At 66.1% G+C, this 23,020-nt stretch carries 25 protein-coding genes and 1 pseudogene; 15 read left to right on the top strand and 11 right to left on the bottom strand.

Translation table 11 applies throughout. The features are described from left to right. Positions 1 to 53: 53 nt before the first annotated feature. Positions 54 to 377, bottom strand: coding sequence for a hypothetical protein (locus GJV37_RS25545; RefSeq protein WP_024763115.1), 324 nt, complete (start codon positions 375 to 377; stop codon positions 54 to 56). A gap of 292 nt (positions 378 to 669) precedes the next feature. Between GJV37_RS25545 and GJV37_RS25540 the strand changes: the two genes are divergently transcribed. From GJV37_RS25540 to GJV37_RS25530, 3 genes are all read left to right on the top strand, one after another. After that, positions 670 to 1,554 carry a LysR family transcriptional regulator gene (locus GJV37_RS25540; protein WP_170859733.1) on the top strand — a complete coding sequence of 295 codons (885 nt, stop codon included), beginning with the start codon at positions 670 to 672 and terminating at the stop codon, positions 1,552 to 1,554. 177 nt (positions 1,555 to 1,731) lie between these two features. Beyond that, positions 1,732 to 2,568: a bifunctional allantoicase/(S)-ureidoglycine aminohydrolase gene (locus GJV37_RS25535; protein ID WP_024763113.1), complete on the top strand. Its 837-nt coding sequence runs from the start codon at positions 1,732 to 1,734 to the stop codon at positions 2,566 to 2,568. 183 nt (positions 2,569 to 2,751) lie between these two features. Beyond that, entirely contained in the window at positions 2,752 to 3,273 is a 522-nt protein-coding gene (locus GJV37_RS25530) for a hypothetical protein (protein ID WP_037014081.1), read from the top strand. Between the two features lie 4 nt (positions 3,274 to 3,277). On the opposite strand, the gene GJV37_RS25525 is transcribed toward GJV37_RS25530, so the two are convergent. Further along, positions 3,278 to 4,126, bottom strand: a complete 849-nt coding sequence (locus tag GJV37_RS25525; protein WP_170859734.1) for a CAP domain-containing protein — start codon at positions 4,124 to 4,126, stop codon at positions 3,278 to 3,280. A gap of 241 nt (positions 4,127 to 4,367) precedes the next feature. Here GJV37_RS25525 and GJV37_RS25520 point away from each other — a divergent pair, with 241 nt between their 5' ends. Further along, positions 4,368 to 5,810: a sensor domain-containing diguanylate cyclase gene (locus GJV37_RS25520; protein WP_193453066.1), complete on the top strand. Its 1,443-nt coding sequence runs from the start codon at positions 4,368 to 4,370 to the stop codon at positions 5,808 to 5,810. Between the two features lie 7 nt (positions 5,811 to 5,817). Here GJV37_RS25520 and GJV37_RS25515 read toward each other — a convergent pair whose 3' ends face one another. Then, positions 5,818 to 6,111 (bottom strand): putative quinol monooxygenase, encoded by a 294-nt coding sequence (locus GJV37_RS25515; RefSeq protein WP_170859736.1) that lies wholly within the window; start codon positions 6,109 to 6,111, stop codon positions 5,818 to 5,820. Positions 6,112 to 6,280: 169 nt separating this feature from the next. On the opposite strand from GJV37_RS25515, the gene mdaB reads away from it, so the two are divergent. Both mdaB and GJV37_RS25505 read left to right on the top strand, forming a co-directional pair. Next, positions 6,281 to 6,865, top strand: coding sequence for an NADPH:quinone oxidoreductase MdaB (gene mdaB / locus GJV37_RS25510; RefSeq protein ID WP_169887415.1), 585 nt, complete (start codon positions 6,281 to 6,283; stop codon positions 6,863 to 6,865). A gap of 255 nt (positions 6,866 to 7,120) precedes the next feature. Continuing rightward, the gene (locus GJV37_RS25505; protein WP_024763107.1) at positions 7,121 to 7,402 is read left to right on the top strand and encodes a peptidylprolyl isomerase; all 282 of its coding nucleotides are present in this window, start codon (positions 7,121 to 7,123) and stop codon (positions 7,400 to 7,402) included. A 58-nt stretch (positions 7,403 to 7,460) separates the two neighbouring features. On the opposite strand, the gene GJV37_RS25500 is transcribed toward GJV37_RS25505, so the two are convergent. Continuing rightward, on the bottom strand, positions 7,461 to 8,087 hold the full coding sequence (locus GJV37_RS25500) for a LysE family translocator (RefSeq protein WP_024763106.1): 627 nt from the start codon (positions 8,085 to 8,087) through the stop codon (positions 7,461 to 7,463). Positions 8,088 to 8,290: 203 nt separating this feature from the next. Next, the gene (locus GJV37_RS25495) at positions 8,291 to 8,950 is read right to left on the bottom strand and encodes a response regulator (protein ID WP_024763105.1); all 660 of its coding nucleotides are present in this window, start codon (positions 8,948 to 8,950) and stop codon (positions 8,291 to 8,293) included. 27 nt (positions 8,951 to 8,977) lie between these two features. On the opposite strand from GJV37_RS25495, the gene GJV37_RS25490 reads away from it, so the two are divergent. From GJV37_RS25490 to GJV37_RS25480, 4 genes and pseudogenes are all read left to right on the top strand, one after another. Beyond that, entirely contained in the window at positions 8,978 to 10,732 is a 1,755-nt protein-coding gene (locus GJV37_RS25490) for a hybrid sensor histidine kinase/response regulator (protein WP_038803421.1), read from the top strand. Positions 10,733 to 10,811: 79 nt separating this feature from the next. Then, positions 10,812 to 11,645 (top strand): annotated as a pseudogene (locus GJV37_RS29910) (PAS domain-containing protein); the annotation flags it as partial. Then, positions 11,625 to 12,185 (top strand): methyl-accepting chemotaxis protein, encoded by a 561-nt coding sequence (locus tag GJV37_RS29905; RefSeq protein ID WP_255302910.1) that lies wholly within the window; start codon positions 11,625 to 11,627, stop codon positions 12,183 to 12,185. The pseudogene GJV37_RS29910 and the gene GJV37_RS29905, both read left to right, overlap by 21 nt. Positions 12,186 to 12,299: 114 nt before the next feature. Continuing rightward, positions 12,300 to 13,415, top strand: coding sequence for a PilT/PilU family type 4a pilus ATPase (locus tag GJV37_RS25480; RefSeq protein ID WP_024766403.1), 1,116 nt, complete (start codon positions 12,300 to 12,302; stop codon positions 13,413 to 13,415). A gap of 319 nt (positions 13,416 to 13,734) precedes the next feature. Here GJV37_RS25480 and GJV37_RS25475 read toward each other — a convergent pair whose 3' ends face one another. Continuing rightward, positions 13,735 to 14,964, bottom strand: coding sequence for an SGNH/GDSL hydrolase family protein (locus tag GJV37_RS25475; RefSeq protein WP_170859854.1), 1,230 nt, complete (start codon positions 14,962 to 14,964; stop codon positions 13,735 to 13,737). Between the two features lie 106 nt (positions 14,965 to 15,070). Between GJV37_RS25475 and GJV37_RS25470 the strand changes: the two genes are divergently transcribed. Further along, complete coding sequence (locus GJV37_RS25470) at positions 15,071 to 15,979, top strand: LysR family transcriptional regulator (RefSeq protein WP_170859853.1); 909 nt, start codon at positions 15,071 to 15,073, stop codon at positions 15,977 to 15,979. A gap of 111 nt (positions 15,980 to 16,090) precedes the next feature. Further along, positions 16,091 to 16,642: a hypothetical protein gene (locus GJV37_RS25465; protein WP_170859852.1), complete on the top strand. Its 552-nt coding sequence runs from the start codon at positions 16,091 to 16,093 to the stop codon at positions 16,640 to 16,642. Between the two features lie 2 nt (positions 16,643 to 16,644). Here GJV37_RS25465 and GJV37_RS25460 read toward each other — a convergent pair whose 3' ends face one another. Together GJV37_RS25460 and GJV37_RS25455 are read right to left on the bottom strand one after the other, a co-directional pair. Next, positions 16,645 to 17,550: a YihY/virulence factor BrkB family protein gene (locus GJV37_RS25460; RefSeq protein WP_024766407.1), complete on the bottom strand. Its 906-nt coding sequence runs from the start codon at positions 17,548 to 17,550 to the stop codon at positions 16,645 to 16,647. Between the two features lie 154 nt (positions 17,551 to 17,704). Further along, positions 17,705 to 18,139, bottom strand: a complete 435-nt coding sequence (locus GJV37_RS25455) for a PGDYG domain-containing protein (RefSeq protein ID WP_170859851.1) — start codon at positions 18,137 to 18,139, stop codon at positions 17,705 to 17,707. A gap of 216 nt (positions 18,140 to 18,355) precedes the next feature. Here GJV37_RS25455 and GJV37_RS25450 point away from each other — a divergent pair, with 216 nt between their 5' ends. The 3 genes from GJV37_RS25450 (at position 18,356) to GJV37_RS29705 (ending at position 19,205) form a co-directional block, all read left to right on the top strand. Then, positions 18,356 to 18,793: a hypothetical protein gene (locus tag GJV37_RS25450; protein WP_037014703.1), complete on the top strand. Its 438-nt coding sequence runs from the start codon at positions 18,356 to 18,358 to the stop codon at positions 18,791 to 18,793. Between the two features lie 21 nt (positions 18,794 to 18,814). Then, positions 18,815 to 19,003 (top strand): hypothetical protein, encoded by a 189-nt coding sequence (locus tag GJV37_RS25445; protein WP_024766409.1) that lies wholly within the window; start codon positions 18,815 to 18,817, stop codon positions 19,001 to 19,003. A gap of 73 nt (positions 19,004 to 19,076) precedes the next feature. After that, positions 19,077 to 19,205 (top strand): hypothetical protein, encoded by a 129-nt coding sequence (locus tag GJV37_RS29705; protein WP_017516671.1) that lies wholly within the window; start codon positions 19,077 to 19,079, stop codon positions 19,203 to 19,205. Between the two features lie 57 nt (positions 19,206 to 19,262). On the opposite strand, the gene GJV37_RS25440 is transcribed toward GJV37_RS29705, so the two are convergent. The 3 genes from GJV37_RS25440 to GJV37_RS25430 form a co-directional block, all read right to left on the bottom strand. Further along, positions 19,263 to 20,099, bottom strand: a complete 837-nt coding sequence (locus tag GJV37_RS25440) for a D-hexose-6-phosphate mutarotase (protein ID WP_024766410.1) — start codon at positions 20,097 to 20,099, stop codon at positions 19,263 to 19,265. A gap of 342 nt (positions 20,100 to 20,441) precedes the next feature. After that, the gene (locus tag GJV37_RS25435) at positions 20,442 to 21,803 is read right to left on the bottom strand and encodes a carbohydrate porin (RefSeq protein ID WP_170859850.1); all 1,362 of its coding nucleotides are present in this window, start codon (positions 21,801 to 21,803) and stop codon (positions 20,442 to 20,444) included. Positions 21,804 to 21,856: 53 nt separating this feature from the next. Continuing rightward, complete coding sequence (locus tag GJV37_RS25430; protein ID WP_084358912.1) at positions 21,857 to 23,017, bottom strand: ABC transporter ATP-binding protein; 1,161 nt, start codon at positions 23,015 to 23,017, stop codon at positions 21,857 to 21,859. Positions 23,018 to 23,020: the final 3 nt, after the last annotated feature.

The following is a 23,020-nucleotide window of genomic DNA, read 5'->3' as shown; positions in this document are numbered from 1 at the left end:
TCGCGCAAGGAAGAACTCCAGGATGGACCACGAACCTCCCATCCCGGCGAGACTTATGGCGCCCCCATCCGCGCCGTATCGGCGATGGCGTTGCAGGTTTCCGGATTCAGGCAATAGGTGATGTAGGTCACCTGCTTGTTACAGCCGCGCACGCCAATGGTGTACTCGGTGCGCTCCATGGCCCGGCGCACACTGGTGACCTTGCTCGACAGCACGCTGCTGGTCACCGCCTCACAGTTCATCTCGAACTTCGCCCGCGACTCTGTGGCCTTGATCGCGGCCTGCTGGTTGGAGGCGAGGAACTCTTCGTTGCTCATGCAACCGGACAACGCGGCAACCGCAGCCAGCACCGGCAGGGATATCGGTAGACGCTTCATGGTGACGCTCTCCGTGTGGTTCCCCCGGATATGGTCAGCCTCTGGAGTCTAGATCGCGGCAGGAGAATTGGTGGAGGGCCGGGAACCCTGCTCCCGCGAACCGGCCCTCAGCTCTGCCTGCTTTTTGTAGGAGCGAGGGGGACGCCTAGTTCTTGCTCGCGAACCACGCCACGCCGGAGCCGCCGGAAGCTCCGTTCGCGAGCAAGCTCGCTCCTACAGGTGATGGATACATTGCCCGTCCGGCGTCCGGACGGTTAAATGCACCGTCAGCATTCAAAAAACCGATACCGCCATGAGCGACAGTGACAAACCAAATACCCGCCTCTTCGACCTCGATCTGCTCCGCGCCATCGTCACGGTGGCCGATTGCGGCAGCTTCACCACGGCGGCGACGCGGCTGCATTCGACCCAGTCGACGGTGAGCCAGAAGATCCGCCGGCTGGAAGAGATGGCCGGGCATCGGCTGCTGGAGCGTGGCAACCGCGATGTGCTGCCCACCGATGCCGGGGATACCCTGCTGGGCTATGCGCGGCGGCTGCTGGCGTTGAATGACGAGATGCTCGAGGCGCTGTCCGGGGCGACGGTGGCGCTGACGGTGCGCATCGGCGTGCCGGATGATTTCGCCACCGGGCGAACGACCGAGCAGTTGGCGGCCTTCAACCGGGCCTATCCGCAGGTGAAGCTGGAAGTCACCAGCGGGCTGAGCCGCGACCTCTCCGCCAGCTACGACCGCGGCGAGCTGGACCTGGTGCTGCTCAAGCAGCGCCAGAACGCCCGTGAGGCGGTGGCCTGCTGGCCGGAGAAGACGCGCTGGGTGGATAGCGCGAAGAACGCCTGCATCGAACTGGACCCGCTGCCCATCGTGACCTTCCCGCCGCGCGGGGTGTACCGCGACGAAATGATCGCCGCGCTGGAGTCCATCGGCCGCCGCTGGCACATCAGCTTCACCAGTTCGAGCCTCTCCGGCATCCAGTCGGCCATCGCCGACGGCATGGGCATCGGCCTGCTGCCGCAGCGCGCGGTGACGACGGAGCACGCGGTGCTGCCGAAGAATATCGGGCTACCCTCGGTGGACGTGTTCGAGGTGGCGATGCTGCACCGGCCGGCGGTGGACCCGATGGTGAAGGAACTGGCGCGGGTGCTGTCGCGGGTGTTGGCGCAGGATACGAAGGGCTGAACAGCATTCGAAAATCGAATACAGCGAATTCCAACATTTAATTTGTGCATGAACACGCCACTGGATATCGTGGTCTCCAGCGACGGCCAGCGCACCGACAAGCGCGCCGCTCTGCACCCATTGCTCACCACGGCGCCGCACGCGCCGGGCAGCAAGACAACAATGAGGAATCACCCCATGGCCAAATCCACTTATTACGCGCCGCACGGCGGGCACCCGGCACAGACCGAGCTGCTCACCGACCGCGCCATGTTCACCGAAGCCTATGCCGTGATCCCCAAGGGCGTGATGCGTGACATCGTCACCAGCCACCTGCCCTTCTGGGACAACATGCGCATGTGGGTCATCGCCCGCCCGCTGTCGGGCTTCGCCGAAACCTTCTCGCAGTACATCGTCGAGCTGGCGCCCCAGGGCGGCAGCGACAAGCCCGAGCAGGACGTCAACGCCGAGGCGGTGCTGTTCATCGTCGAAGGCGAGCTGAGCCTGACCCTGCAGGGCGAAGTGCACACCATGAAGCCGGGCGGCTATGCGTTCATTCCGCCGGGCGCCGACTACAAGGTGCGCAACACCAGTGGCCAGCACACCCGCTTCCACTGGATCCGCAAGCACTACCAGAAAGTCGACGGCGTACCGCTGCCTGAAGCCTTCGTCACCAACGAGCAGGACATCGAGCCGAAGGTGATGCCGGATACCGAAGGCCGCTGGAGCACCACCCGCTTCGTCGACATGGCCGACATGCGCCATGACATGCACGTGAACATCGTCAACTTCGAGCCGGGCGGCGTGATTCCGTTCGCCGAGACCCACGTGATGGAACACGGCCTGTACGTGCTGGAAGGCAAGGCGGTGTACCGCCTGAACCAGGACTGGGTCGAAGTGGAAGCCGGCGACTTCATGTGGCTGCGCGCCTTCTGCCCGCAGGCCTGCTACTCCGGTGGTCCCGGCCGCTTCCGCTACCTGCTGTACAAGGATGTGAACCGCCAGATGCGCCTGACCCTGAACCAGGCTCACTGACAGGCAGGTTCAGCGGGGAAGTCGTTGCGACTCCCGTGCATCACACGAGAAACCGGCGCCCAGGCGCCGGTTTTTCTTTGGGCGATTCGGTCGGTGTCGTGACCGGGCTCGCATGGCAGGCGCCGCCCAGTCTGCTACAACGTCTGGCTGAAGGACGTTTCGCAGTCGCCCAGGAGAAAACACATGGATGTCCGGTTCTTGCCGCAGCCCGAATTCGACAACGTCCATTTCTATCGCGCCATGACCCTGCTGATTCTGCTGGCGATGGCCGCCTTCACGCTGATCAAGATGTTCGGCGGCGCCATCGGCGTATTCTCCGGCCTGCCCCTGTTCCTGCTGCTGCTCGGCTGGCGCTTTGCCGTGGAGTGGAGACGGGTTTCGCAAGCCGAACCGGCCTTCATCGACAAGGGCGAGCTGGTGCTGTGCGGCAAGCAAAGCCACCGGCAGATCGCGCTGGAAAGAATCAGCTCGGTACGCAGCCGCCACAGCCTGTTCATGGTGCGGCGCTATCGCTCCTGGTCGGAGCACCTGGGGTTCGTGGAATTCACCCTGAACGACGGCGAACGCGTGTCCACGCTCGCCGAAAGCCAGGTGTTCGAACGCCCGGCGGCATCAGGCACGCTGGCGGCGATCGAGGCGGCCATCCTGGAGGCCAAGGTGAAGCGCCAGGCCAGCGAGCCCGGCGCTGTCAGCGGCGGTCGATAAGGGCTCAGGGCGAACCGAACATGGCCGTCCAGTAGATGCCCGCGTCGCTCTTCGGGTCCGCCGCGTAGGCCGCACCCAGTTCGCTGTACTGCGGGTTCATCAGGTTGGCGCAATGGCCGGGGCTGGCCAGCCAGCTGTCCACTACCTTCTGCGCGTTGCCCTGCCCGGCGGCGATGTTCTCGCCGATGCGCTGGCCGGCGTAGCCATCGAGTTCCGCGCGGTCGCCCGGCGTGCTGCCGTCGCGGCCCTTGTGGTCGAAGTAGTTGTTGTTGGCCATGTCGCGGCTGTGGGCTTCGGCGGTGCCGCCCAGAGTGGCGTTCCAGCTCAGGGCGCCCGCCGGGCCGAAGGCCTGCCCGCCGCACTGGCGGCCTTTGCCGCGCGCGGCGTTGATCGCCTGCAGCAGCTGTTGCCCTTCCGCCTCCCAGGTGCCCAGCTTGGCCTGTACCAGTTGCCGGCCGAGCAGCACGCGCCAGTCATCGCCCTCGCGGACGATGCCGACATCGACGAACTGCGGGTCCAGCAGCACCTGGCAGAAGCTCTCCTGCAACGCCTTCATGGCGGCCGTCACATCGCGCGGGCCGGTGAGGCTGAGCATGCGCACGCTGCTCATCGGATAGCCCGCCTGGTTCAGTGCGGCCTTCCACTCACCCGCCGAGGCCGGTAGCGCCAGGCGCGAATCCGGCGACAGCGGCGGCAGCACCTGGGACGCCTGGCCCCCGCAGGACTGCACATCCCCGCGGTAGGCGTTGATGGCTTCGAGCAGCTGATCCTGATCGCTTGCGCTGGCGGAAGCGGCGGCGCACAGGCCGAGCGACAACAGCAGGCTGCGCAGAAGGAACGACTGGCTGGGCATGGACGGCTCCGATGATCGAGAAGGGCTCAATGATGCGTGATTTCTCGGCATTTGGCTGCGGCTGCCGCGTTCGAGTTCCGTTGGCGGAAAAACCCGGAAAAGGTTGCGGTTCGCCGCGCACGGAAAATTGCCAGGCGGCCTGACATGGGGCAAGGGGGCTTCGAACTGCCGCTATATGCCGCCCGACATATCGGACAATTGAGGAACCTGAACATCGACCGAGCCATGCAGGAGGTACGCCGTGCTCAAACCGATTCGCGTCTTCTGCCTTACCTTCCTGCTGGCGGTGCTCGCCTCGCTGCTGGCCGGCTGGCACATGCTGCAGATGAAGCAGGATGCGCTGGCCTACGCCCACGCCAGCGGCAAGAACACCCTGCTGCTGGTGGAGCGCGAGTTCCACCGCGACCTGGACGTGCACGCGCAGACGCTGCTGACGCTCTCCAACGTCATCACCGGCCCGGCGACGCCGGACCTTTCCCAGCAAGTTCTGCAAGAACTGGTCGAAGGCCACGCCGCCGGCTCGATGCACGCGGGCACCCTGGTGGTGACCGACGCCCACGGCCAATTGCTGGTGGACTTGAACCACGCCGGCGAGTCGAACCGCGACCTGTCCATGCGCGACTACTTCACGATGGCGCGTGACAACCCCGGCCGGTTGTTCCTCAGCCATCCCTTCATGCCGTCCTATCCACGCTCCTCCAGCAGTACCGCGCTGAGCCGCGCGGTGGTCGACAAGGAAGGGCAGTTCGTCGGCGTGGTCGCCGCGATCAAGGAGCTGCAACACCTGGAATCCTTCGTGCGCGGCCTCGACCTGGGCAAGCACGGAGTGGTCTCGATCCGCCTGCTCGACGGCACGGTGCTCGCCCAATGGCCGCCGGAACTGCCGCGTTCGAGCGAGGAAGAGATCGGCACCTTCCGCGAGTTCGTCGACAGCGGCCGCAACGACTACTTCCGTCAGCAGGGCGGCGCCTCGGACGCCTACTGGCGCGGCTACCGGCGCATCGGTGACTACCCGGCGGTGGTCTCGGTGGAGCTGTGCCGTGAAGCGATCCTGAATACCTGGACCGCGCGCACCTGGATCACCAGCGGACTGCTGGTGGCGATCAACGCCGCAACGCTGTTCTTCGCCTATCGCCTGACCCGGCACCTGCGGCGACGCGACGCCAAGGAGAGCCGCCTGCGCACCGAGGCCGGCACCGACCCGCTGACCGGCCTGCACAACCGTCGCTGGTTCGACGAGAAAGCCGAGCGCGAATGGCAGCGCCGGCGCGCCGGCGACGGCCACCTTGCGGTACTGATGATGGATATCGACCAGTTCAAGGCCTACAACGACCACTACGGCCACCCGCGCGGCGACCTGGCGCTGATCAACGTGGCGCACCTGGTCGGCCAGGGCTGCCAGCGCGAGGACGATGGGGCGGCCCGCTACGGCGGCGAGGAGTTCGTGATGATCCTCCCCGGTTGCGACAGTGCGGCTGCCGCACGCGTGGCCGAGTCGATCCGCCGCTCGGTGGAGGAAACCGCGCTGCCGCACGAGAAGAGCACGCGCGGCATCGTGACCATCAGCGTCGGCGTGGCCAGCACCTCGGATACCGCGGCAGACAGCATCCAGGCGCTGATCGACGTGGCGGACGCCAACCTCTACAAGGCCAAGGAAGCTGGGCGCAACCGGGTGGTGGCCTGAGTGGCGGTCAGCGTGGCGCCATCACCTCGACTTCCTGGATGTGGAAATCGCGGCGCAGGTATTCCATGCGCCGCTCGTGGAACTCGCGCATGTGCGGCAGCGCGGTGTGAATGGCCAGGTGTTCGCGGCTCTGCCAGACCTCGAAGAAGGTGAACAGGGTCGGGTCGTTCACGTCGCGCAGCATGTGGTACTGCACGCAGCCGTCTTCGGCGCGGCTGGGCGTGAGGTAGCCACGGAACAGGTCTTCGAAATCCTGGGATCTTTCGGGGCGGGTGTGGGCCTGGAGGATGAAGGCGTACATCGGATCGGCGTTCCTGGTGAGTGGATGGATTGCCTAATCCTGACGCAAATCAATCAACTCCATTTTTGAATCTCACGCACGGATCATTTGTCCGGAAGCGGGTTTTTCCGTCCTGCCACGCTCGATATTCTGCCGCCATCGACTTTCCATCCCCTTGCGGAGCCCACTCATGAAAAAGATCCTGCTGATCAATGGCGGCAAACAGTTCGCCCACTCCGACGGCCGCTACAACGCCACCCTGCACGAAGCCGCCATCGCCCACCTGGACCATGCCGGTTTCGACGTGAAGGAAACCTTCATCGACGGCGGCTACGACATCCAGGAAGAAGTGCAGAAAATGCTCTGGGCCGATGTCATCGTCTACCAGATGCCCGGCTGGTGGATGGGCGCGCCCTGGACGGTGAAACAGTACATCGACGAAGTCTTCACCGCCGGCCACGGCAGTCTCTATGCCAACGACGGCCGCACCCGTTCCGATGCCTCGCAGAAGTACGGCAGCGGTGGCCTGCTGCACGGCAAGCAGTACATGATTTCGGCCACCTGGAACGCGCCGCAGCAAGCCTTCGACGACCCGACCGACTTCTTCGAGGGCAAGGGCGTGGACGCGGTGTACTTCCCATTCCACAAGGCCAACCAGTTCCTCGGCATGACCGCACTGCCGACCTTCCTCTGCGTGGACGTGATGAAGCGCCCGAACATCGAAGGCGACGTGCAGCGCTATCAGCAGCACCTGAGCGAAGTGTTCGGTGCCTGAGGCCTGATCGCCATCACCCTGGGGCGTATCACGCCCTGCATGAATGTTCGCTGCGCTGATGCCGGGCGTATCGCAGAACATAGGATGGGTGGAGCTTGGCTACCCATCAGCAATTACCCCACGGAAATCGCGGGGTATCGCTGCGCTCCACGCCATCCTGCAAAAGCGGGCAGGCCACCCGCCGCCTGGCATTGGGTTCAGGCCCGGAATCGGCTAGGCTTCGCTTTTTCCTACTGCCTGTTCAGGAGTTATCCCATGGCCCGTGCATCCGCCCGTCACATCCTGGTTTCCAGCGAAGACAAGTGCAACGAACTCAAGACCCAGATCGAGAACGGCGCGGATTTCGCCGCCGTCGCCCGCGACAACTCGACCTGCCCGTCCGGCCGCAGCGGCGGTGACCTGGGCAGCTTCCGCCCGGGCCAGATGGTTCGCGAATTCGACCAGGTCGTGTTCAGCGCCCCGCTGAACGTCGTCCAGGGCCCGGTGAAGACCCAGTTCGGCTACCACCTGGTGGAAGTGACCAGCCGCGAGGACTGATCCGCTTCGCCCGCGCCGCACCCGACTCAGGGAGCGGCGCGCCCCTGCCCTCCCCGCTTCATACCGGCCCGCCACGGGCCACCAGCATCACCCCCAGCCCCACCAGAATCGAACCGCACACCCGCGGCATCACCCGCTGCCCGCGCCCCTGCCCCAGCGCGCCCAGCAGCAGCGAGGCGAACAGCACGGCGAGCACGTCGGCGGTGGAAAACACCAGGTTGACGATCATCCCCAGGATGAAGAACTGCAGGCCCACCGGCAGGCTGGCGGCCGGGTCGACGAACTGCGGCAGGAAGGTGAGGAAGAACAGCGCCGTCTTGGGATTGAGTACCTCCACCACCATGCTGTCGCGCAGCACCTTCGGCCGGGTTTCGATGCCCTCGCCATGCTCGGACCGGCGGCGGCCGAAGATCATCGAGCCGCCGAGCCAGATCAGATAGGCGGCCCCCGCCAGTTTCAGCGCAAGGTAGAGATTGGGCGCGTGGTGCAGCAGCGCGGCGAGCCCGGCGCTGGCGGCGAAGATGTGTACATAGCAGCCCAGGTGGATGCCCAGCGCGGCGTGCAGTCCGGCGCGGCGGCCGTGGGCGAGGGTCTGCGAGGTCATGTAGAGGATGGCCGGGCCGGGCATGCAGGCGAAGGCCAGCGTCGCCACGGCGAACGAGGCCCAATAGGCAGGCAGTGTCATGGAGTGATCCTTCCCTTGATCGGGTATCGGCCGACGCGCATCGACGTGGCGCCTGGTCCGTTTCGCAAGGTTAGGGAGTGAGGCAGGACCGGCACATACGGCAGTTGCCGTATTTTTCCCCGGCCTGCGGGACGCTAGTCTCTGCCGAACCCTCCACCGACAGGACGCGCAGCATGCGCATGCAGGCAAGGCACTGCTTCGACTCAGGCGCTGGGAATACCCAGGCGCACCGCGTAGGCCGCGAGCTCGGCAGTGCTGTGCAGGTCGAGCTTGCGCATCAGGTTCTCGCGGTGCTTGCGCACGGTCAGCGGGCTGATGCTGAAGTGTTCGGCGATCTCCCGCGCGCTGCGGCCCTGGGCGGCCAGGGAGAGAATCTGCCGCTCGCGCCGGGTCAGCTCCACGGCCGAGAGCAGATCGGCATCGCCCTGCGGGCGCGCGGTCGGGCTTTCCAGCTGGAAGCGCAGGGCGCGCGCCAGGTAGTGCTGCCCGCTGCGCAGGGCAACTATGGCTTCGAGCAGTTCGGCGGTGTCCTCGCCCTTGCTCAGGTAGCCGTGTACGCCGGCATCGAGCACCGAGCGCACGGTCGCCAGTTCGGTGTTGGCGGTGAGCACCAGGATTCTCAGCCGGGGATGGCGCTGGCGCAGTTCATGGATGAACTGCAGCCGGTTGAGGCCGGGCATGTTCAGGTCGAGCAGGAGGAGGTCCGCACGCTGCTCCTCCAACAAAGCCTGCAGGCGCAGGCCGTCCGCCGCCTCGCCGACGATGCGGATGTCGTCCAGGGTCGACAGCAGCAGGCGCAGGCCGTCCCGTACGATGCCGTGGTCATCGGCGATGAGCACCCGCAGTTCGCGCTTCCCTTCCATCACTCGTCTCCCTGAGGCACTACGGACATGCATAACAGCCTGCAACAGCGCGACCTGGTTGATCTCTTGTTCCGCCAGTCGTATGCCGTGCTCTTCGCCAACCTGGTGATTCCTCTGCCGGTGCTGTACATCTTCCGTAATGCCATGGCGCCGACGGCGATGGTCTTCTGGCTGGCCGTGCTCTACTCGCTCACGCTGGCGCGGATTGTCCTGGCACGGGCGTACTTCCGGCAAGCCCCTGCGCGCACGCTGGGCAAAAGTTGGCTATGGAGCAATACGCTGCTGTCCTGGGCGAGCAGCCTGCTGTGGGGCTGGCTGGGCTGGGTCGGCTTCGTCCACGGCGATCCACAACTGTTCGCCTTCACCTGCATCGTGCTCACCGGTCTGGTGTGTGGCGCGGTGCCGTCGCTGTCGGCCCATCCACCGGCCTATGTCGGCTCGCTGGTCGCCATGCTGCTGCCCGTGCTGGTGCTGTGCCTGAGCGTAGCCGACGAGCAGCACACCACCTACAGCTTCTTCATCCTGTGCCTGGCAGGCGTCAACCTGTACTACAGCCGGGTGACCTACCGCAGCCTGTGCGAAACCATCCGCCTGCGCCAGGAAAACTCCGACCTCGTGCAGGACCTGCGCGAACAGCGCGACCGCGCCCGCGCCGCCGACCAGGCCAAGTCGCGCTTCCTCGCCGCCGCCAGCCACGACCTGCGCCAACCGATCCACGCCCTCGGGCTGTTCGTCGGCGCCCTCGCCGCCCTCGCCGAACGCGGCCCGGTCGACGCCCGCCAGGCGCGCGACATCGCCACAAGGCTGCGCGCCATGCTCGGCAACCTCGGCGACCTGCTCAACGGACTGCTGGACATCTCGCGGCTCGACGCGGGGGTGGTGCCGGTAGCACGCGAACCTATCTCGCTGCGCAAGCTGTTCGGCGACCTGCAGGGCGAGTTCGCTGGCACCGCCAGCGAGCGCAATCTTCGCTGGCGCGTGTGTGAGAGCCGATTGTGGGTGGACAGCGATCCCCTGCTGCTCAAGCGCGTGCTCGACAACCTGCTGAGCAACGCCTTCCGCTACACCCGCAGCGGCGGTGTGCTGCTGGGCTGCCGTCGGCGCGGCCGGGAGCTGGAGATCCAGGTGATCGATACCGGCGTGGGTATCCATTCCAGCCAGCAGGAGGTCATTTTCGACGAGTTTGTCCAACTGCATAACGCCGAGCGCGATCGCAAGCAGGGCCTCGGCCTGGGCCTGGCCATCGTGCGTCACACCGCGCGCCTGCTCGGCCATCGCCTGATACTGCATTCCCTGCCCGGCCGCGGCTCGGTATTCAGCCTGCGCGTACCACTGGCCGAGGCGCCGCTGCAGGTCGCTGCGCCGCCGGAGCCGGGCGAACGCGGCCCCGGCCTGGGCATCATGGTGGTAGAGGATCAGTACGACGTGTTGCACGCGCTGTGCAACCTGCTGGAGGTCTGGGGCCATCGCGTCTACCCCGGCACCAGTGCCCTGCTCGCCTGCCAGCGGCACATCGAGGCCAGCCATCTTGGCCACGCGCCGGTGGACCTGATCCTCACCGACTACCGCCTGGGCGAAGGCCAGACCGGTGCCGATGCCATCCGGCGCATCCGCAGCTACCTGTCGCGCCGGGTGCCGGCGTTGATCGTCACCGGCGACACTTCGCCCGAGCGCCTGCGTGAAGCCGCCGCCAGCGGCAGCCAGTTGCTGCACAAGCCACTGGATACCGACCAGTTGCGCGCCGCGATCGACGTCAGCCAGGAGCTCTCGAGCGCGGTCTGAAGAATGGCGCGCCCCCTTGCTCCACGCGGGATGCGCCAAGTCATCAGGGGCTAAAGTCGCGGCGCGATCAGCCGATGAAATGGGTGAAACGAATCGGCAGCAGCCTTCGTGCCTCACCACTAGAGAAAGCCCACGAATGTTCAACTCGCGTCTGAAGCAGGAACTGGCCGCCCTGCGTGAAGAACTCGCCTCCGTCGAAGAGATCCGCGCCAGCCTCGATGCGGAAATGCTCGTGCTGTTCCTCGACCCGCGAGGCCGCATCGAGTCGGTGAACGCCAACTTCGAGAAGGAAATGCTCCACCGCGGCGACCAGCTCAAGGGCCGTCCGTTGCTGGACCTGATCCCCGACCACGTGCGCGGGCTGGACTTCCATCTGAAGGTGAAGCACGCCATCGAGCGCGGCGAACACCTGGCCGGGGTGATCCGCCTGCTGCGCGGCAACGGCGAGGAGGCCTGGCTGCGTTCGATCCTGCAGCCGGTGCACGACGCCGCCGGGGTGATCCAGCGCTTCTCGATCTACGCCAGCGACCTCACCCGCACCATCGAGAATTCCCGCGAGCATGAGAACCTGATCGAGGCGCTGCAGCGCTCCACCGCCGTGATCGAATTCAACCTGCAGGGCGAAGTGCTCACCGCCAACGACCGCTTCCTCGACGCCATGGGGTACAGCCTGGCGCAGATTCAGGGCAAGCATCACCGGATGTTCTGCGAACCCGCCGAATACAACTCCCCGCAGTACGAAGCCTTCTGGGCCAAGCTGCGCCGCGGCGAGTTCGTCGCCGACCGTTTCAAGCGCGTCGACAGCCGTGGCCACGAAGTGTGGCTGGAGGCCTCCTACAACCCGATCATCGACGCCCACGACCGCCTCTACAAAGTGGTGAAGTTCGCCACCGTGATCACCGAACAGGTGCGCCGCGAACGCGCTGTGGCCGAGGCCGCGACCATCGCCTTCGACACCTCGCAGACCACCGACGACAGCGCCACCAAGGGCGCTTCGGTGGTCCAGCAGACCGTCGACGTGATGCGCGAACTGGCCGACCGCATGCAGGAAGCCGCCGAGGGAATCGAGGCGCTGGATCGCCAGTCCCAGGCCATCGGCGCGCTGGTGCAGAGCATCCGCAGCATCGCCGACCAGACCAACCTGCTGGCGCTAAACGCCGCCATCGAGGCAGCCCGCGCGGGCGACCAGGGCCGCGGCTTCGCGGTGGTCGCCGACGAAGTACGCCAGCTTGCCTCGCGCACCAGTGCCGCCACCGAGGAAATCACCCGCGTGGTGGAGCAGAACCAGCACCTGGCAGGCCAGGCCGTGGCCATGATCGACCGCGGCAAGCAGCAGGCCGAACTGGGCCTGGAGCTGTCCGGCCAGGCTGGCACGGTGATCATCGAGATCCAGGACAGCGCCCAGCGCGTGGTCAACGCCGTGGGCCAGTTCGCCAACCAGCTGTCGACCTGATGCGCTTGCCTGCGGCACGTCAACACGGCTTGCCGCAGCCTCCCCTAGTCTCCCGTCCGGCATTGCAGCTAGGCTCAATGCAGATGCGACCTCTCGCCATCCAAGGACGAACCCATGAGCGACACGCCCCTCCCCGACGTCATCCAGTATCTGCGCCTGCTGCCCGAGCGCGGTGGCTCGGACATGTTCTTCAGCGTCGGCGCGCCACCGCACCTGAAGGCCGAAGGCCATAGCCAGCCGGCAGACGATCGCGTGCTGCAGCCCGGTGAAGTGAAGACCCTGGCGTGGCAGCTGATGTCGCCGGCCCAGGTGCAGGACTTCGAACGCGACCTGGAGATGAACCTGGCGCTGAGCGTGCCGGACGTCGGGCGCTTCCGCGCGAATATCTACTACCAGCGCGGCGAAGTGGCGATGGTGGTGCGCTTGATCAAGCAGGTGATTCCCGACGTCACCTCGCTGGGCCTGCCGTCGATCCTCGACAAGCTGGCGATGCAGGACCGCGGGCTGATCCTGGTGATCGGCGCGGCGGGCGCGGGCAAGTCGACGACCCTGGCGAGCATGCTGGACTTCCGCAACCGCCACCGCTCCGGTCACATCGTCTGTATCGAGGACCCGATCGAATTTCTTCATACGCACAAGAAGTCGATCATCGACCAGCGCGAGGTCGGCCTGGACACCCACAGTTACGAGGACGCCCTGCGCAACGTGCTGCGCGAGGCGCCGGACGTGATCATGCTCGGCGAGATCCGCGACGCCGCCACCATGCAGCATGCACTGCACTATGCCGAAACTGGCCACCTGTGCGTCGCCACCCTGCACGGCACCAGTTGCCGTCACGCCATCGAGCGCATCACCCGCTTCTTCCCCGACGAGGCGCGCCCGCAGGTGCTGGCCGACCTGTCGCAGAACATCCTGGCCCTGGTCGGCCAGCGCCTGGTGCCCGGCACCCATCAGCGCCGCGCCGTGGCGGTGGAACTGGTGCTGGGCACGCCGCACATTCGCGGCATCATCCAGCGCGACGAACTGCCCGAGCTCAAGGGCGCCGTGGAACGCGCACTGGAGAGCGGCATGCAGAGCTTCGACCAGAGCCTCTACAAGCTGCTGGAGGAAGGCCGCGTGAGCGTGGCCGACGCACTGAAGTTCGCCGATTCGCGTACTGACCTTGCACTGAAGATCAAGCTGGAGCGCGGGATGGATGCCGACGGCGTGGGGACGGTATTCGGTAGCTGAACGCGCCGGCTCCGAATGTGCGAAAACATGGCCAATCGCGGACAGAGTTCGCTCCTACGCCGCCTCTTGCCAATAAAGCAGAAACAATTGTCTTCTTCGAGGAAGTCCGTAGCGATGCATTCCCCTCACCCCAGCCCTCTCCCTCAGGGAGAGGGGGCAGTCCGAACCGGCTGACGCGAAGATTTTATCCTGCACCGTACGGTCCCCTCTCCCCCCGGGAGAGGGTTAGGGTGAGGGCCGACGCACGCACAGAGGCATCTTGTAGGAACGGACTCCGTCTGCGATCGCTTCCCGGCCACTCCCAGCCTCGCTGAAGGCATCACATCCCCTTCAGCAATGCGTCGATATCGACGCTCTCCGCCATCGCCCGGTTCCCCGCATCGCCGGGGTGCAGGTGGTCGCCGCTGTCGTAGGCCGGTAGCAGTCGCAGCGGGTGAGCGGGGTCGCGCAGGTGCGCGTCCAGGTCCACCACCGCATCGAATTCCCCGCTCTGGCGAATCCACTGGTTTACCCGCTGGCGCAGCGCTTCCTTGTTGGCCGCGTGGTAGTTCTCTATCGGTGAGCCGCTGAGGGCGCGCTCGAATGGCAGGATGGTCGCGCCGACGATACGCACGCCGCGCACATGGGCCTGGGCAATGAGCTGCCGGTAACCGGCGACCAGGTCCTGGTACTGCACCAGCGAGTTGTTCGGCGCGAAGGTACTGCCGGGCCAGGAGATATCGTTGATGCCCAGCAACACGATGGCCGCCTGCACGCCCGGCTTGCCCAGTGCGTCGCGCTGGAAGCGCGCCAGGGCGCTCTGCCCCATGCCGTCGGAGAGCAGCCGCCCGCCGGAAATGCCGGCATTGATCACTCCCACGCCGCGCGCTGCCAGCCGCTGCGCCAGCAGGTCCGGCCAGCGCTGGTTGCCGTCCAGGCTGGCGCCACGGCCATCGGTGATCGAGTCCCCCAGCACCGCCACCACCGGCCGCGGCTCGGGGTTTTCCACCAGCACATCGGCGAGGAACAGCCGCGCTTCCATCTTGCCGTCCACCGGCAGGAACGTTGTGTCGAGTTGTTCGCCCAGCCCGCCATGGACGCGCTGCTTGCCGTCCCAATGGAAGGTTTCGATGGCGGTCGGCTGCGGCAGATAGATCGACACCGCCAGTTCGCCCAGCGCCGGGACGGCGAGGTCCAGCGGATCGCTCAGCAGCTCGGCGCCCGGCGCGATATACGCCGTGGGCTGGCCGGCGAAAGTCAGCCGATGGCTGGGGCCGCCAAGCCGCCCGGCCGGTGCAGCCAGTGCCACGGCCGCCCCGCCGATCGCCACCGGCTGGCTGCCATAGGCGTTGGACAGCGCAATGCGCACACGCTGGCCGCCGAGGCTGACCTTCACGGTCTGCCGCAGCGTCTGGTTGCCGATCTGCGTCGGTACGCCCAGCGGCAGCGGCACCTCCTTGCCCCAGGTGCGTTGCGGGCTGGCGCTCCAGGTGGCCTGCCAATGCCCTTCATCCGCCTGCGCCAGCGGCAGGACAAGGGCAATCAGGGCAGCGAGCAACAATCTGTTCATGGCATTCCTCGAAATCGGTGAAGGGGTTGGCCACAGGCTCCGCCATTCCCATTCACGGCGGTAGACGGCATATTTGCAGACCCGTCATTCGATAAACGAATAGGACATGGATACTCTCAAGGCGTTGCACTGTTTCGTTCGCGCCGTGGAGCTGGGCAGCCTTTCCGCCGTCGCCCGCGAGTCCGGCAGCAGCCAGCCGACGGTGAGCAAGACCATGGCGGCGCTGGAGCGCCAGGTCGGTGCGCAGTTGCTGATCCGCAGCACCACCCGCGTACAACCCACCGAGCAGGGCCGGCGCTTCTACGAGCATGCGCGGCAGACACTGGAAAGCTACGCCGAGGGCGTCAGCCAGGCCCGTGGCGAGACCGAACAGGTGCGCGGCCGCCTGCGGGTCAGCGCGCCGGTGAGCCTGGGCGTGCTGCGGCTGAACGCGCTGTTGCTGGAGTTCATGCAGCTGCACCCGGACGTGGAGGTGGAATTGCTGCTCAACGACCGCTTCGTCGACCTCACCGAAGAAGGCATCGACCTCGCCCTGCGCCTGGGCGGCGAACTGCCGGAACAGCTGATCGCCCGTCCGCTGGCCCGCTCGCCACGCTATCTGGTCGCGGCGCCGGCCTGGATATCACGCGTGCCAGCACTGAACAGTCCCCAAGACCTGCCGCCAGCCGATTACCTGCGCTTCGCCTGGCTGGATGCCGGGCAGAACCTCCTGCTGCGCCATGCCGATGGCCGAGAGCTGAGCCTCGCCACGCGCAGCCGCTACACGGCGAACAGCTCCCTGGCGATCCGCGAGAGCTACTGCCTGGGCGCCGGCTTCGGCCTGACGCCGGCCTGGCTGGTGGCCGACCTGCTGGCCGACGGCAGCCTGCAGCGCCTCCTTGCGGATTGGCGCGGGCCTGCCCAGGAGGCCAGTCTGCTGTATCCTTCGCGCCGTTTTCTGCCGGCCCGGACCCGCGCGCTGATCGACTTCCTCATCGAGCGCCTGCCGCACCTGCCCGGCTTCGAAGCCCTCTGAGCGCCCTGCGCGGTTCTCCGTGTAGCGCAGCGACTATGCTTTTCGCCATTGAACCGAACCGGCGCGCCCGCCGGCCGGTCGAACCCTGACACTCGCCCCCGAGGGACTTGCATGGGCAAGCCACACACACCTTACCTGCTGGCCGCCCTGGCCCTGCCAGTGCTGCTGGCCGGCTGCTCCACGCCCGCCGGCAACCCTTGCGACGAGCCGCTGAGCGGCGAGGCCTGCCGCCAGGAACGCCTGCTCTACCAGAACGACATGCTGCAGGCGAAGCTGCTGATCGCCACCGGCGACCTGGCCAACTACGAGCTGGCCGAGGCCCTGCTGACGCGCTCCCAGGAGAAGGACGAGCGCGGCGAGGCGAGCTTCTACATGGCACTGCTGAAGATCAAGGAGGGCCCGCAGGTGGACGAAGTGCTGGCGCTGCTGGGCAAGGCCGCCGACGCCGGCCAACCGTACGCGGTGGCGCTGCTGTACAAGATCTGGTCCGAGCCCTTCCTCGTCGAGCAGGCCGACCCGCAGAAGGCCCAGCAGTACCTGGAGGACTACGCCAACCTCGACGTCGCCAAGAGCGGCTACCCGTCCTTCGAGAAGGCCAGCGCGCTGGTCGATGCCCTGCTCAGCGAACCGCCCGCCGTCGCCGGCCAGCCTGCCCAGCCCTAGCCCTAGCCCTCGTCCGGTGCCGGCTCGGCCTGGTCGAAGGTGCGCTCGCCCTCCCCCTTGCCGTGAGGCAGGTGGTGCTCGATCACCGCATTCAGCTCTGCTCCCAGCAGCAGTACCGCCGACGAGATGTAGAAGTACAGCAGCAGCACGATGATCGCGCCGACACTGCCGTACATGGCGTTGTAGTCGGCGAAGTTCTTCACGTAGTAGCCGAACCCCAGGGACGCCGATATCCACAGCACCACGGCGAGCACCGACCCGGGCGTGATGAAGCGGAACTTCTGCTGCACGTTGGGCGTGACGTAGTAGATGATCGCCACCGCCATCATCATCAGCAGCACGATCACCGGCCAGCGCAGGATGCTCCAGAGGATCACCACGAAGTCCTCCAGCCCCACCTGGGCGGCAATCCAACCCATCACCTGGGGCCCGAGGATCATCAGCGCGGCGATCAGCATCAGCATGGCCACCAGGCCGAAGGTGTAGAACAGCGACAGCGGGATGCGCTTCCACGCCGGGCGCGCCTCACGCACGTCGTAGGCGGCATTGAGCGCGATCATCAGCGAGCGCACCGCCGCCGAGGACGACCACAGCGCCACCACGATACCGATGGACAGCAGGCCGCCCTGGCGCTGCTGCAATTGGTCGATGACCGGGTTGACCTGGTCCAGCGCCTGGGCGGGCAGCACGTAGTTGGCCTGTTGGCGGAGGAAGTCGAAGAACTCGGGCAGGTGCAGGAAGCCCAGCAGCGCAATGAGGAACAGCAGGAAGGGAAACAGCGAGAACAGCCCCTGGTAAGCCAGCGCAGCGGCGTAGGTGGGCATCTCGTCTTCGAGGAATTCCTTCAGCGTCAGGCTGATCAGCTTCCAGGGCCCCAGACTGAGCCCGCGCATGTCCATGAATCGCATCCCGCACCGTCCTCCCGATGAGCGCTCCACCTGCCGGCAACTGCAGGGTGGACCTGCGCAACGCCGGAAAAGTTGCAAGAAATGCGCGACGCAGAGCGCCCGCCAGCACAGACCATAGCCGCTGGCGGGGCCGGGATGCCAGAGCGAAAAGGTTTCAGTCGGCCAGCCGATAGACCTTGGCGAAACGCTCTGCCTTCACCACGCCGTAGTCGCCGGGCGCGTATTGCATGACCCAGTCGCCCGCGGCGCCGGTGAGGCGGTCGCCACCTGCCGAGCGCAGCAGCGTGAAGGGCTGGTCCATGCACCGGGCCAGCACCACGCTGGGACGGTTGCGGTAGGCACCGGGGTGCCCGTGCGTGAGTGCCGCGTCGGCGGGCAGGTATTTCGGGTCGAAACGCTCGCGGGAAACGACCCAACTCTCCCCCGTGGCGCTGCTGATGATCGCGTCACCGATAGCGTAGCGGTTCGGCCCTTCGAGGCTCATCAACTCGCCCGGCGCGACGGCGAATTCGACGGTGACGGTTTCATCCTTCGCCACGCGTTGCGCGGCGGGATCGGTGCGGAGGTCGAGCTGGGTGAGTTCGATCATGGCGGGACTGCAGACCTGCGGAAATGGTGGGGAACGACCGGTCGCAAGCCTACCTGCAAAAGAATCGTCCCGCGAGCGGCCAGCGGCTGGCGGTGCTCTACACTCACAGACCATGAGCGTGCAGCCACTGCACACTCGATCGAACCCGGCCATACCCTGGCTGTCGCACCTACTGAGCCTGCATCTCCGCCCCCATCAGCCGTACAGGAATCTCCCATGCCGTTTGCCCGTCTCGCCCTGCCCTTGCTGTTGCTCACCAGCCTTGCCGTCCACGCCGATGACTCCGCCGACGAGGCGAAATTCCTCAAGGAATCGGCGGACTATTTCGACCAGGTGACCAAGGCCAACCTGCCGCGCCAGGTGGACAAGGTGACCACCCTCAACAGCGTGCAGCTCGACCCGGCGAAGAAGATGCTGTATTACCGCTACGCCATCTCCAACCTGCGCCTGGACGCCATGGACCTGGGCGCCCGCGCCAAGTTCGAGAACGGCCTGAAGAAGCAGCTCGAAGGCACTACCTGCGAACAGCCGGACCTGCTGCAGCGCTTCCGCGAGCATCACCTGAGCGTCACCCACGAATACGCCGGCAGCGACGCCAAGCCGCTGGCGAGCATCACCATCGACCCGCAGACCCTGAGCTGCGCGAAGACCTGACGCTGCACCCAAGAGCCACCGATGAGCCGTGCCGACTACCACCAGCAACACGCCCAGCGCGCCGAGGCCGAAGCCCGGCGCCTGCTGGCCGAGCGCGACAACCTCGGCGCCCGCTGGCTGCCCTGGGTGGCCGGCGAGCTGTACCGCCTGAGCCCGGCGCCTTACGCCAACATGGTACGCCGCGAACTGGAGCGCCTGACCGCCGGCTGAGCGACCGTGCGCAGCGGGACTATGCTGAAGCTGTCAGCTCTCGGCCCGAGGGCGTCCCCTGGAGGACAGGCTCGTGAAAGGTCTCGACGCGAAGAAACAAGCGAAGAAGAAGCCGCTGAAAACCGCGCATGAAAAACGCATGGCCAAGAGGCAGAAGAAAACCGGCAAGTCGCTGCTGGGTACTCCGCAACAACCGTCCTGAGGGTAATCCCCTCGTCTTGCGGATGGCCTCGGTGAGGGGCCGTCCGCTCACCGCCAATCAGACAAGCCCGGCCCGCAGGTTCAGCAGCATGCGCTCGCCCTGGGCGAGGATCAGCCCGCCCGCGCGATAGCCGGCAGCGCCGATGCACAGGAAGCGTTCCGCTTCGCCCGGCTCCACCTGTTCCACCGCGCGGCTGCCCGGATGCCAGATGACACTGCCGGCGCTGGTGTTCTTGTCGATGCGCAGGCGGCGCTGCCAGCCGGCATCTTCCAGCACCAGGGAACCGGTGTTGTAGAGCACCTGCTTGACCGCACCACGCGGCGCCCAGGTATTGGGCAGGCCGCTGGCCTTACCGTCCAGCTCCATGCCGTGGACCACCGAGCGACGCAGCGAACCCACGCGCCAGTAAGGCTGCAGGGCGAAGCTGAAGAGGCAGTCGCTGTCATCCTCGTGGTAGCTGGAAAGTTCGATGTCCAGGTCCTGGCCCAGGCGCGCTTCCAGGCGTACGTGCCAGTCCTCGATATCCAGCTGCCAGCTGACGACCGCCTTCTGATCATCGGCCCAGGCGTCGAGCATGCGCCACTCGCGCTGGCGCGCCCAGCCATGCTGGGGCCAGTCGGCCTCGGTGGGATGGCTGCCGAACCACGGCCAGCAGACCGGGATACCGCCACGGATCGGTGCCGTGCTCAGGCTCGGCCACTGGCTGGAGCACCACAACAGCGGGCGTGCGCCGCGCGGCTGGAAGTGCAGCAGTTGCGCGCCCTGGCGGCTGAACACCGCCTGGCATTGCGGGTGATCGATGAGCAGCAGGTCGCGACGCTGGAAGCGCACCCAGTCGAAGGGCCGCTTGGCCCGCATGGAATGAAAAAAACGCTGCAGCGGATGCTCGAGCATTGTCCGGATGTCCTGATCCAATCCCTGCCCGGACATTCCGGGGCGTGAAGTTCTCTGTAGTTTCACTACATCTTACAGAAAAGGCCGCGATTCTAACCGCAAAGCCTAGTCACGCGCAGCGCTTGCGCCAATGAAAAACGGTTCCTCACCCGCTCCGGGTCTGCCCACTTCTGGCCTCTGTAGGAGCAAGCTTGCTCGCGAACCGCCTGACACCGGAGCCCCAGGGTATTCGCGAGCAAGCTCGCTCCTACAAAAAGCAGCCGAGGAACCACCCAACACACCGCCCGGAGCAGACAAAAAAGGCCCGTCACAAGGACGGGCCAGGTTCGCACCGGGGAGCAATCAGAAGCTGGACTGGATCTTCAGGCCGGCCACCACGGCGTTGTTCACCTCGTCCACGCCGCCCGGATGGCGGATGTACTGCAGGTTCGGGCGCACGGTGAGCCAATTGGTCACATGCACGCCGTAGTACAGCTCGGCGTTGTACTCGGTGTCCTGGATGGGCTGGTACAGCGGGTTGTCGTAGTCGTCGATGCCGTTGACCTGGTTCACCAGGCGCTGGCGGTCCTGCACGTCGTCGTTGACGTGGATGCGCGCCACGCCGAAGCCGATGTCGTCCTTGGGCCGCGCGTCGAACGGGCCTTTGTAGACGACACCGAGCTGCTGGTAGTTGTCGACGGTATTGGTGGCCTTGTCGTGCACCGTGAAGTTGGCGAACAGGCTCAGGCCGCGGGAGGCGTCGCCGTTGTGCGCGGTGACCTGCTGCTGCGCCACCACCCACCAGCCGTGCTTGCCGCTGTGGGTCTTGGCAGGCTCGCCGGTGAGCGCCTGCGGGTTGCCGTTGACGTCGTCGTACACGTCGTCGGCCTCGGCGGTGCTGTAGTAGTAGCCCAGGCGGTACTCACCCGGCAGCTGAGCAGCACCGACTTTCGGCATCCACACCAGCTCCACCGGCAGGATGGTGCCCTTGGTGCCGCTGCCGTTGAGCTTGAAGCCGTTGCCGGTTTCCAGGTTCGACGGGTTCTGGTTGTAGGCGCCTACCTGCGCGTACCACTCATCGTTGAAGTTCCACTTCACGCGGGCGGCCCACTGGCTGACCGGCCAGTTGTACCAGATGCCGCCCACCCAGTTGCCCACCTGCGAGCCACAGAAGGCCAGGTTCTGGAAGTCGCAGGGGAAGCTGTTGAAGTCCTCGCCCTCGCCGAAACGGCCGACCTTCACGTCCAGCGCGCCGTCGAAGTACTGCTGCTTGATCCACATCTGCGTCAGGCGCCAGGTCTGGCCCCGGCCCCAGACTTCCTGCACGGAGCTGAACTGCCCGGCGCGCGGGTCGCTGATGCGGTCGTTGGAGAGGTTGCGGCCGCTGCGCTCGGTGACCGTCAGCTGGAACTCGGTGGCGTCCCAGCCGAGGATTTTCTGCAGGTCCAGGTGGGTGCCGAGGGCGAACTGGTCGGAGTAGCGTGCGGTGGTGTGCTGGTCGTAACCGCCGCCCAGGTTGCTGGCGGCCTCGCCGACGTAGTCGAGCTTGAAGTCGTAGCCCTTCTCCAGCAGCTCGGTGCGCTTGCCGCCCCAGTCGCCCAGGCCCCACCTGGACTCGGATGAGAAGGCATCGGCGGCCTGGACGTGTCCCGCGCAGGCGCCACCCAGGGCGATCACGCAGCCCAGGGTACGGGCGATTGGCCGGGTATTCTTGTTCTTGTGCATCTCCAGCATCCTCGTTGTCTTGGTTTCTAGCGTAGTTACAGGCAGGGGGTGTTTCAGGAATGCTTCTGTCGGGCCAGCGGCGTCACCTTGTTCGCGCCGTCGCCGCGCGGCTCGGCGCGCAGGCGCTCGCCGCTCTGCGCGTCGAACAGCAGCGCACGGGACGGATCGAAGCGCAGTTGCAGCGACGAGCCCGGTTGCGGCGACTGGTCCGGCGCGAGGCGGCAGCAGACCTTGGCGCCGTTGAGCGTGACGAAGACCAGGGTGTCCGGCCCGGTGGGCTCGACCACTTCGACCTCGGTGCGCAGGTCGCTCGGCCCGTTGCCGCCATCGGTGGCCAGTTGCACCTGTTCCGGGCGCACGCCGAGGATCAGCTCGCGCCCCTCGGCCAGCCCGGCGTCCAGTTGCAGCGGCAGCTCGCAGCGGTCCTGGCCGCTGTCCAGCAAGCCGACCAGGCGGCCGCCCTGCTGCTGCACCTTGAGCGGAATGAAGTTCATCGGCGGCGAGCCGATGAAGCTGGCAACGAACAGATTCGCCGGATCGTTGTAGATCTGCTGCGGCGTGCCGAACTGCTGGACGATGCCGTCCTTCATCACCGCCACCTTGTCGCCCAGGGTCATGGCCTCGATCTGGTCGTGGGTCACGTAGACCGTGGTGGTCTTCAGGCGCTGGTGCATCAGCTTGATCTCGGTACGCATCTCCACGCGCAGCTTGGCGTCGAGGTTCGACAGCGGTTCGTCGAACAGGTAGATCTTCGGCCGCCGCGCCAGCGCCCGGCCCATGGCCACGCGCTGCTGCTGGCCGCCGGAGAGCTGCGAGGGCTTGCGTTCGAGCAGGTGCTCGATCTGCAGCAGCTTGGAGACCCGTGCCACTTCGGCGTCGATTTCCGCCCTGGGCAGCTTGCGGATCTTCAGGCCGAAGGCGATGTTCTCGCGCACGCTCATGGTCGGGTACAGCGCATAGGACTGGAACACCATGGCGATGTCGCGATCCTTCGGGCTCATCCCGCTGATGTCCTGGCCATCGACCAGGATCGCGCCGCCGGTGACGTTCTCCAGGCCGGCGATGCAGTTCATCAAAGTGGACTTGCCGCAGCCGGAGGGGCCGACCAGGATCAGGAATTCGCCCGAGTCGATCGACAGGTTGATCGACTTCAGCGTGTCGGCCAGACCGTTGCCGTAGGACTTGTGCAGGTTGTGCAGTTCGAGTGTGGACATCTT

Origin of the sequence: Pseudomonas nitroreducens, from assembly GCF_010994165.1 — a bacterium.
Taxonomy (GTDB): domain Bacteria; phylum Pseudomonadota; class Gammaproteobacteria; order Pseudomonadales; family Pseudomonadaceae; genus Pseudomonas; species Pseudomonas nitroreducens.
Note: the sequence above shows the minus strand (reverse complement) of the source record. Positions and strands in the feature narration are given on the sequence as shown.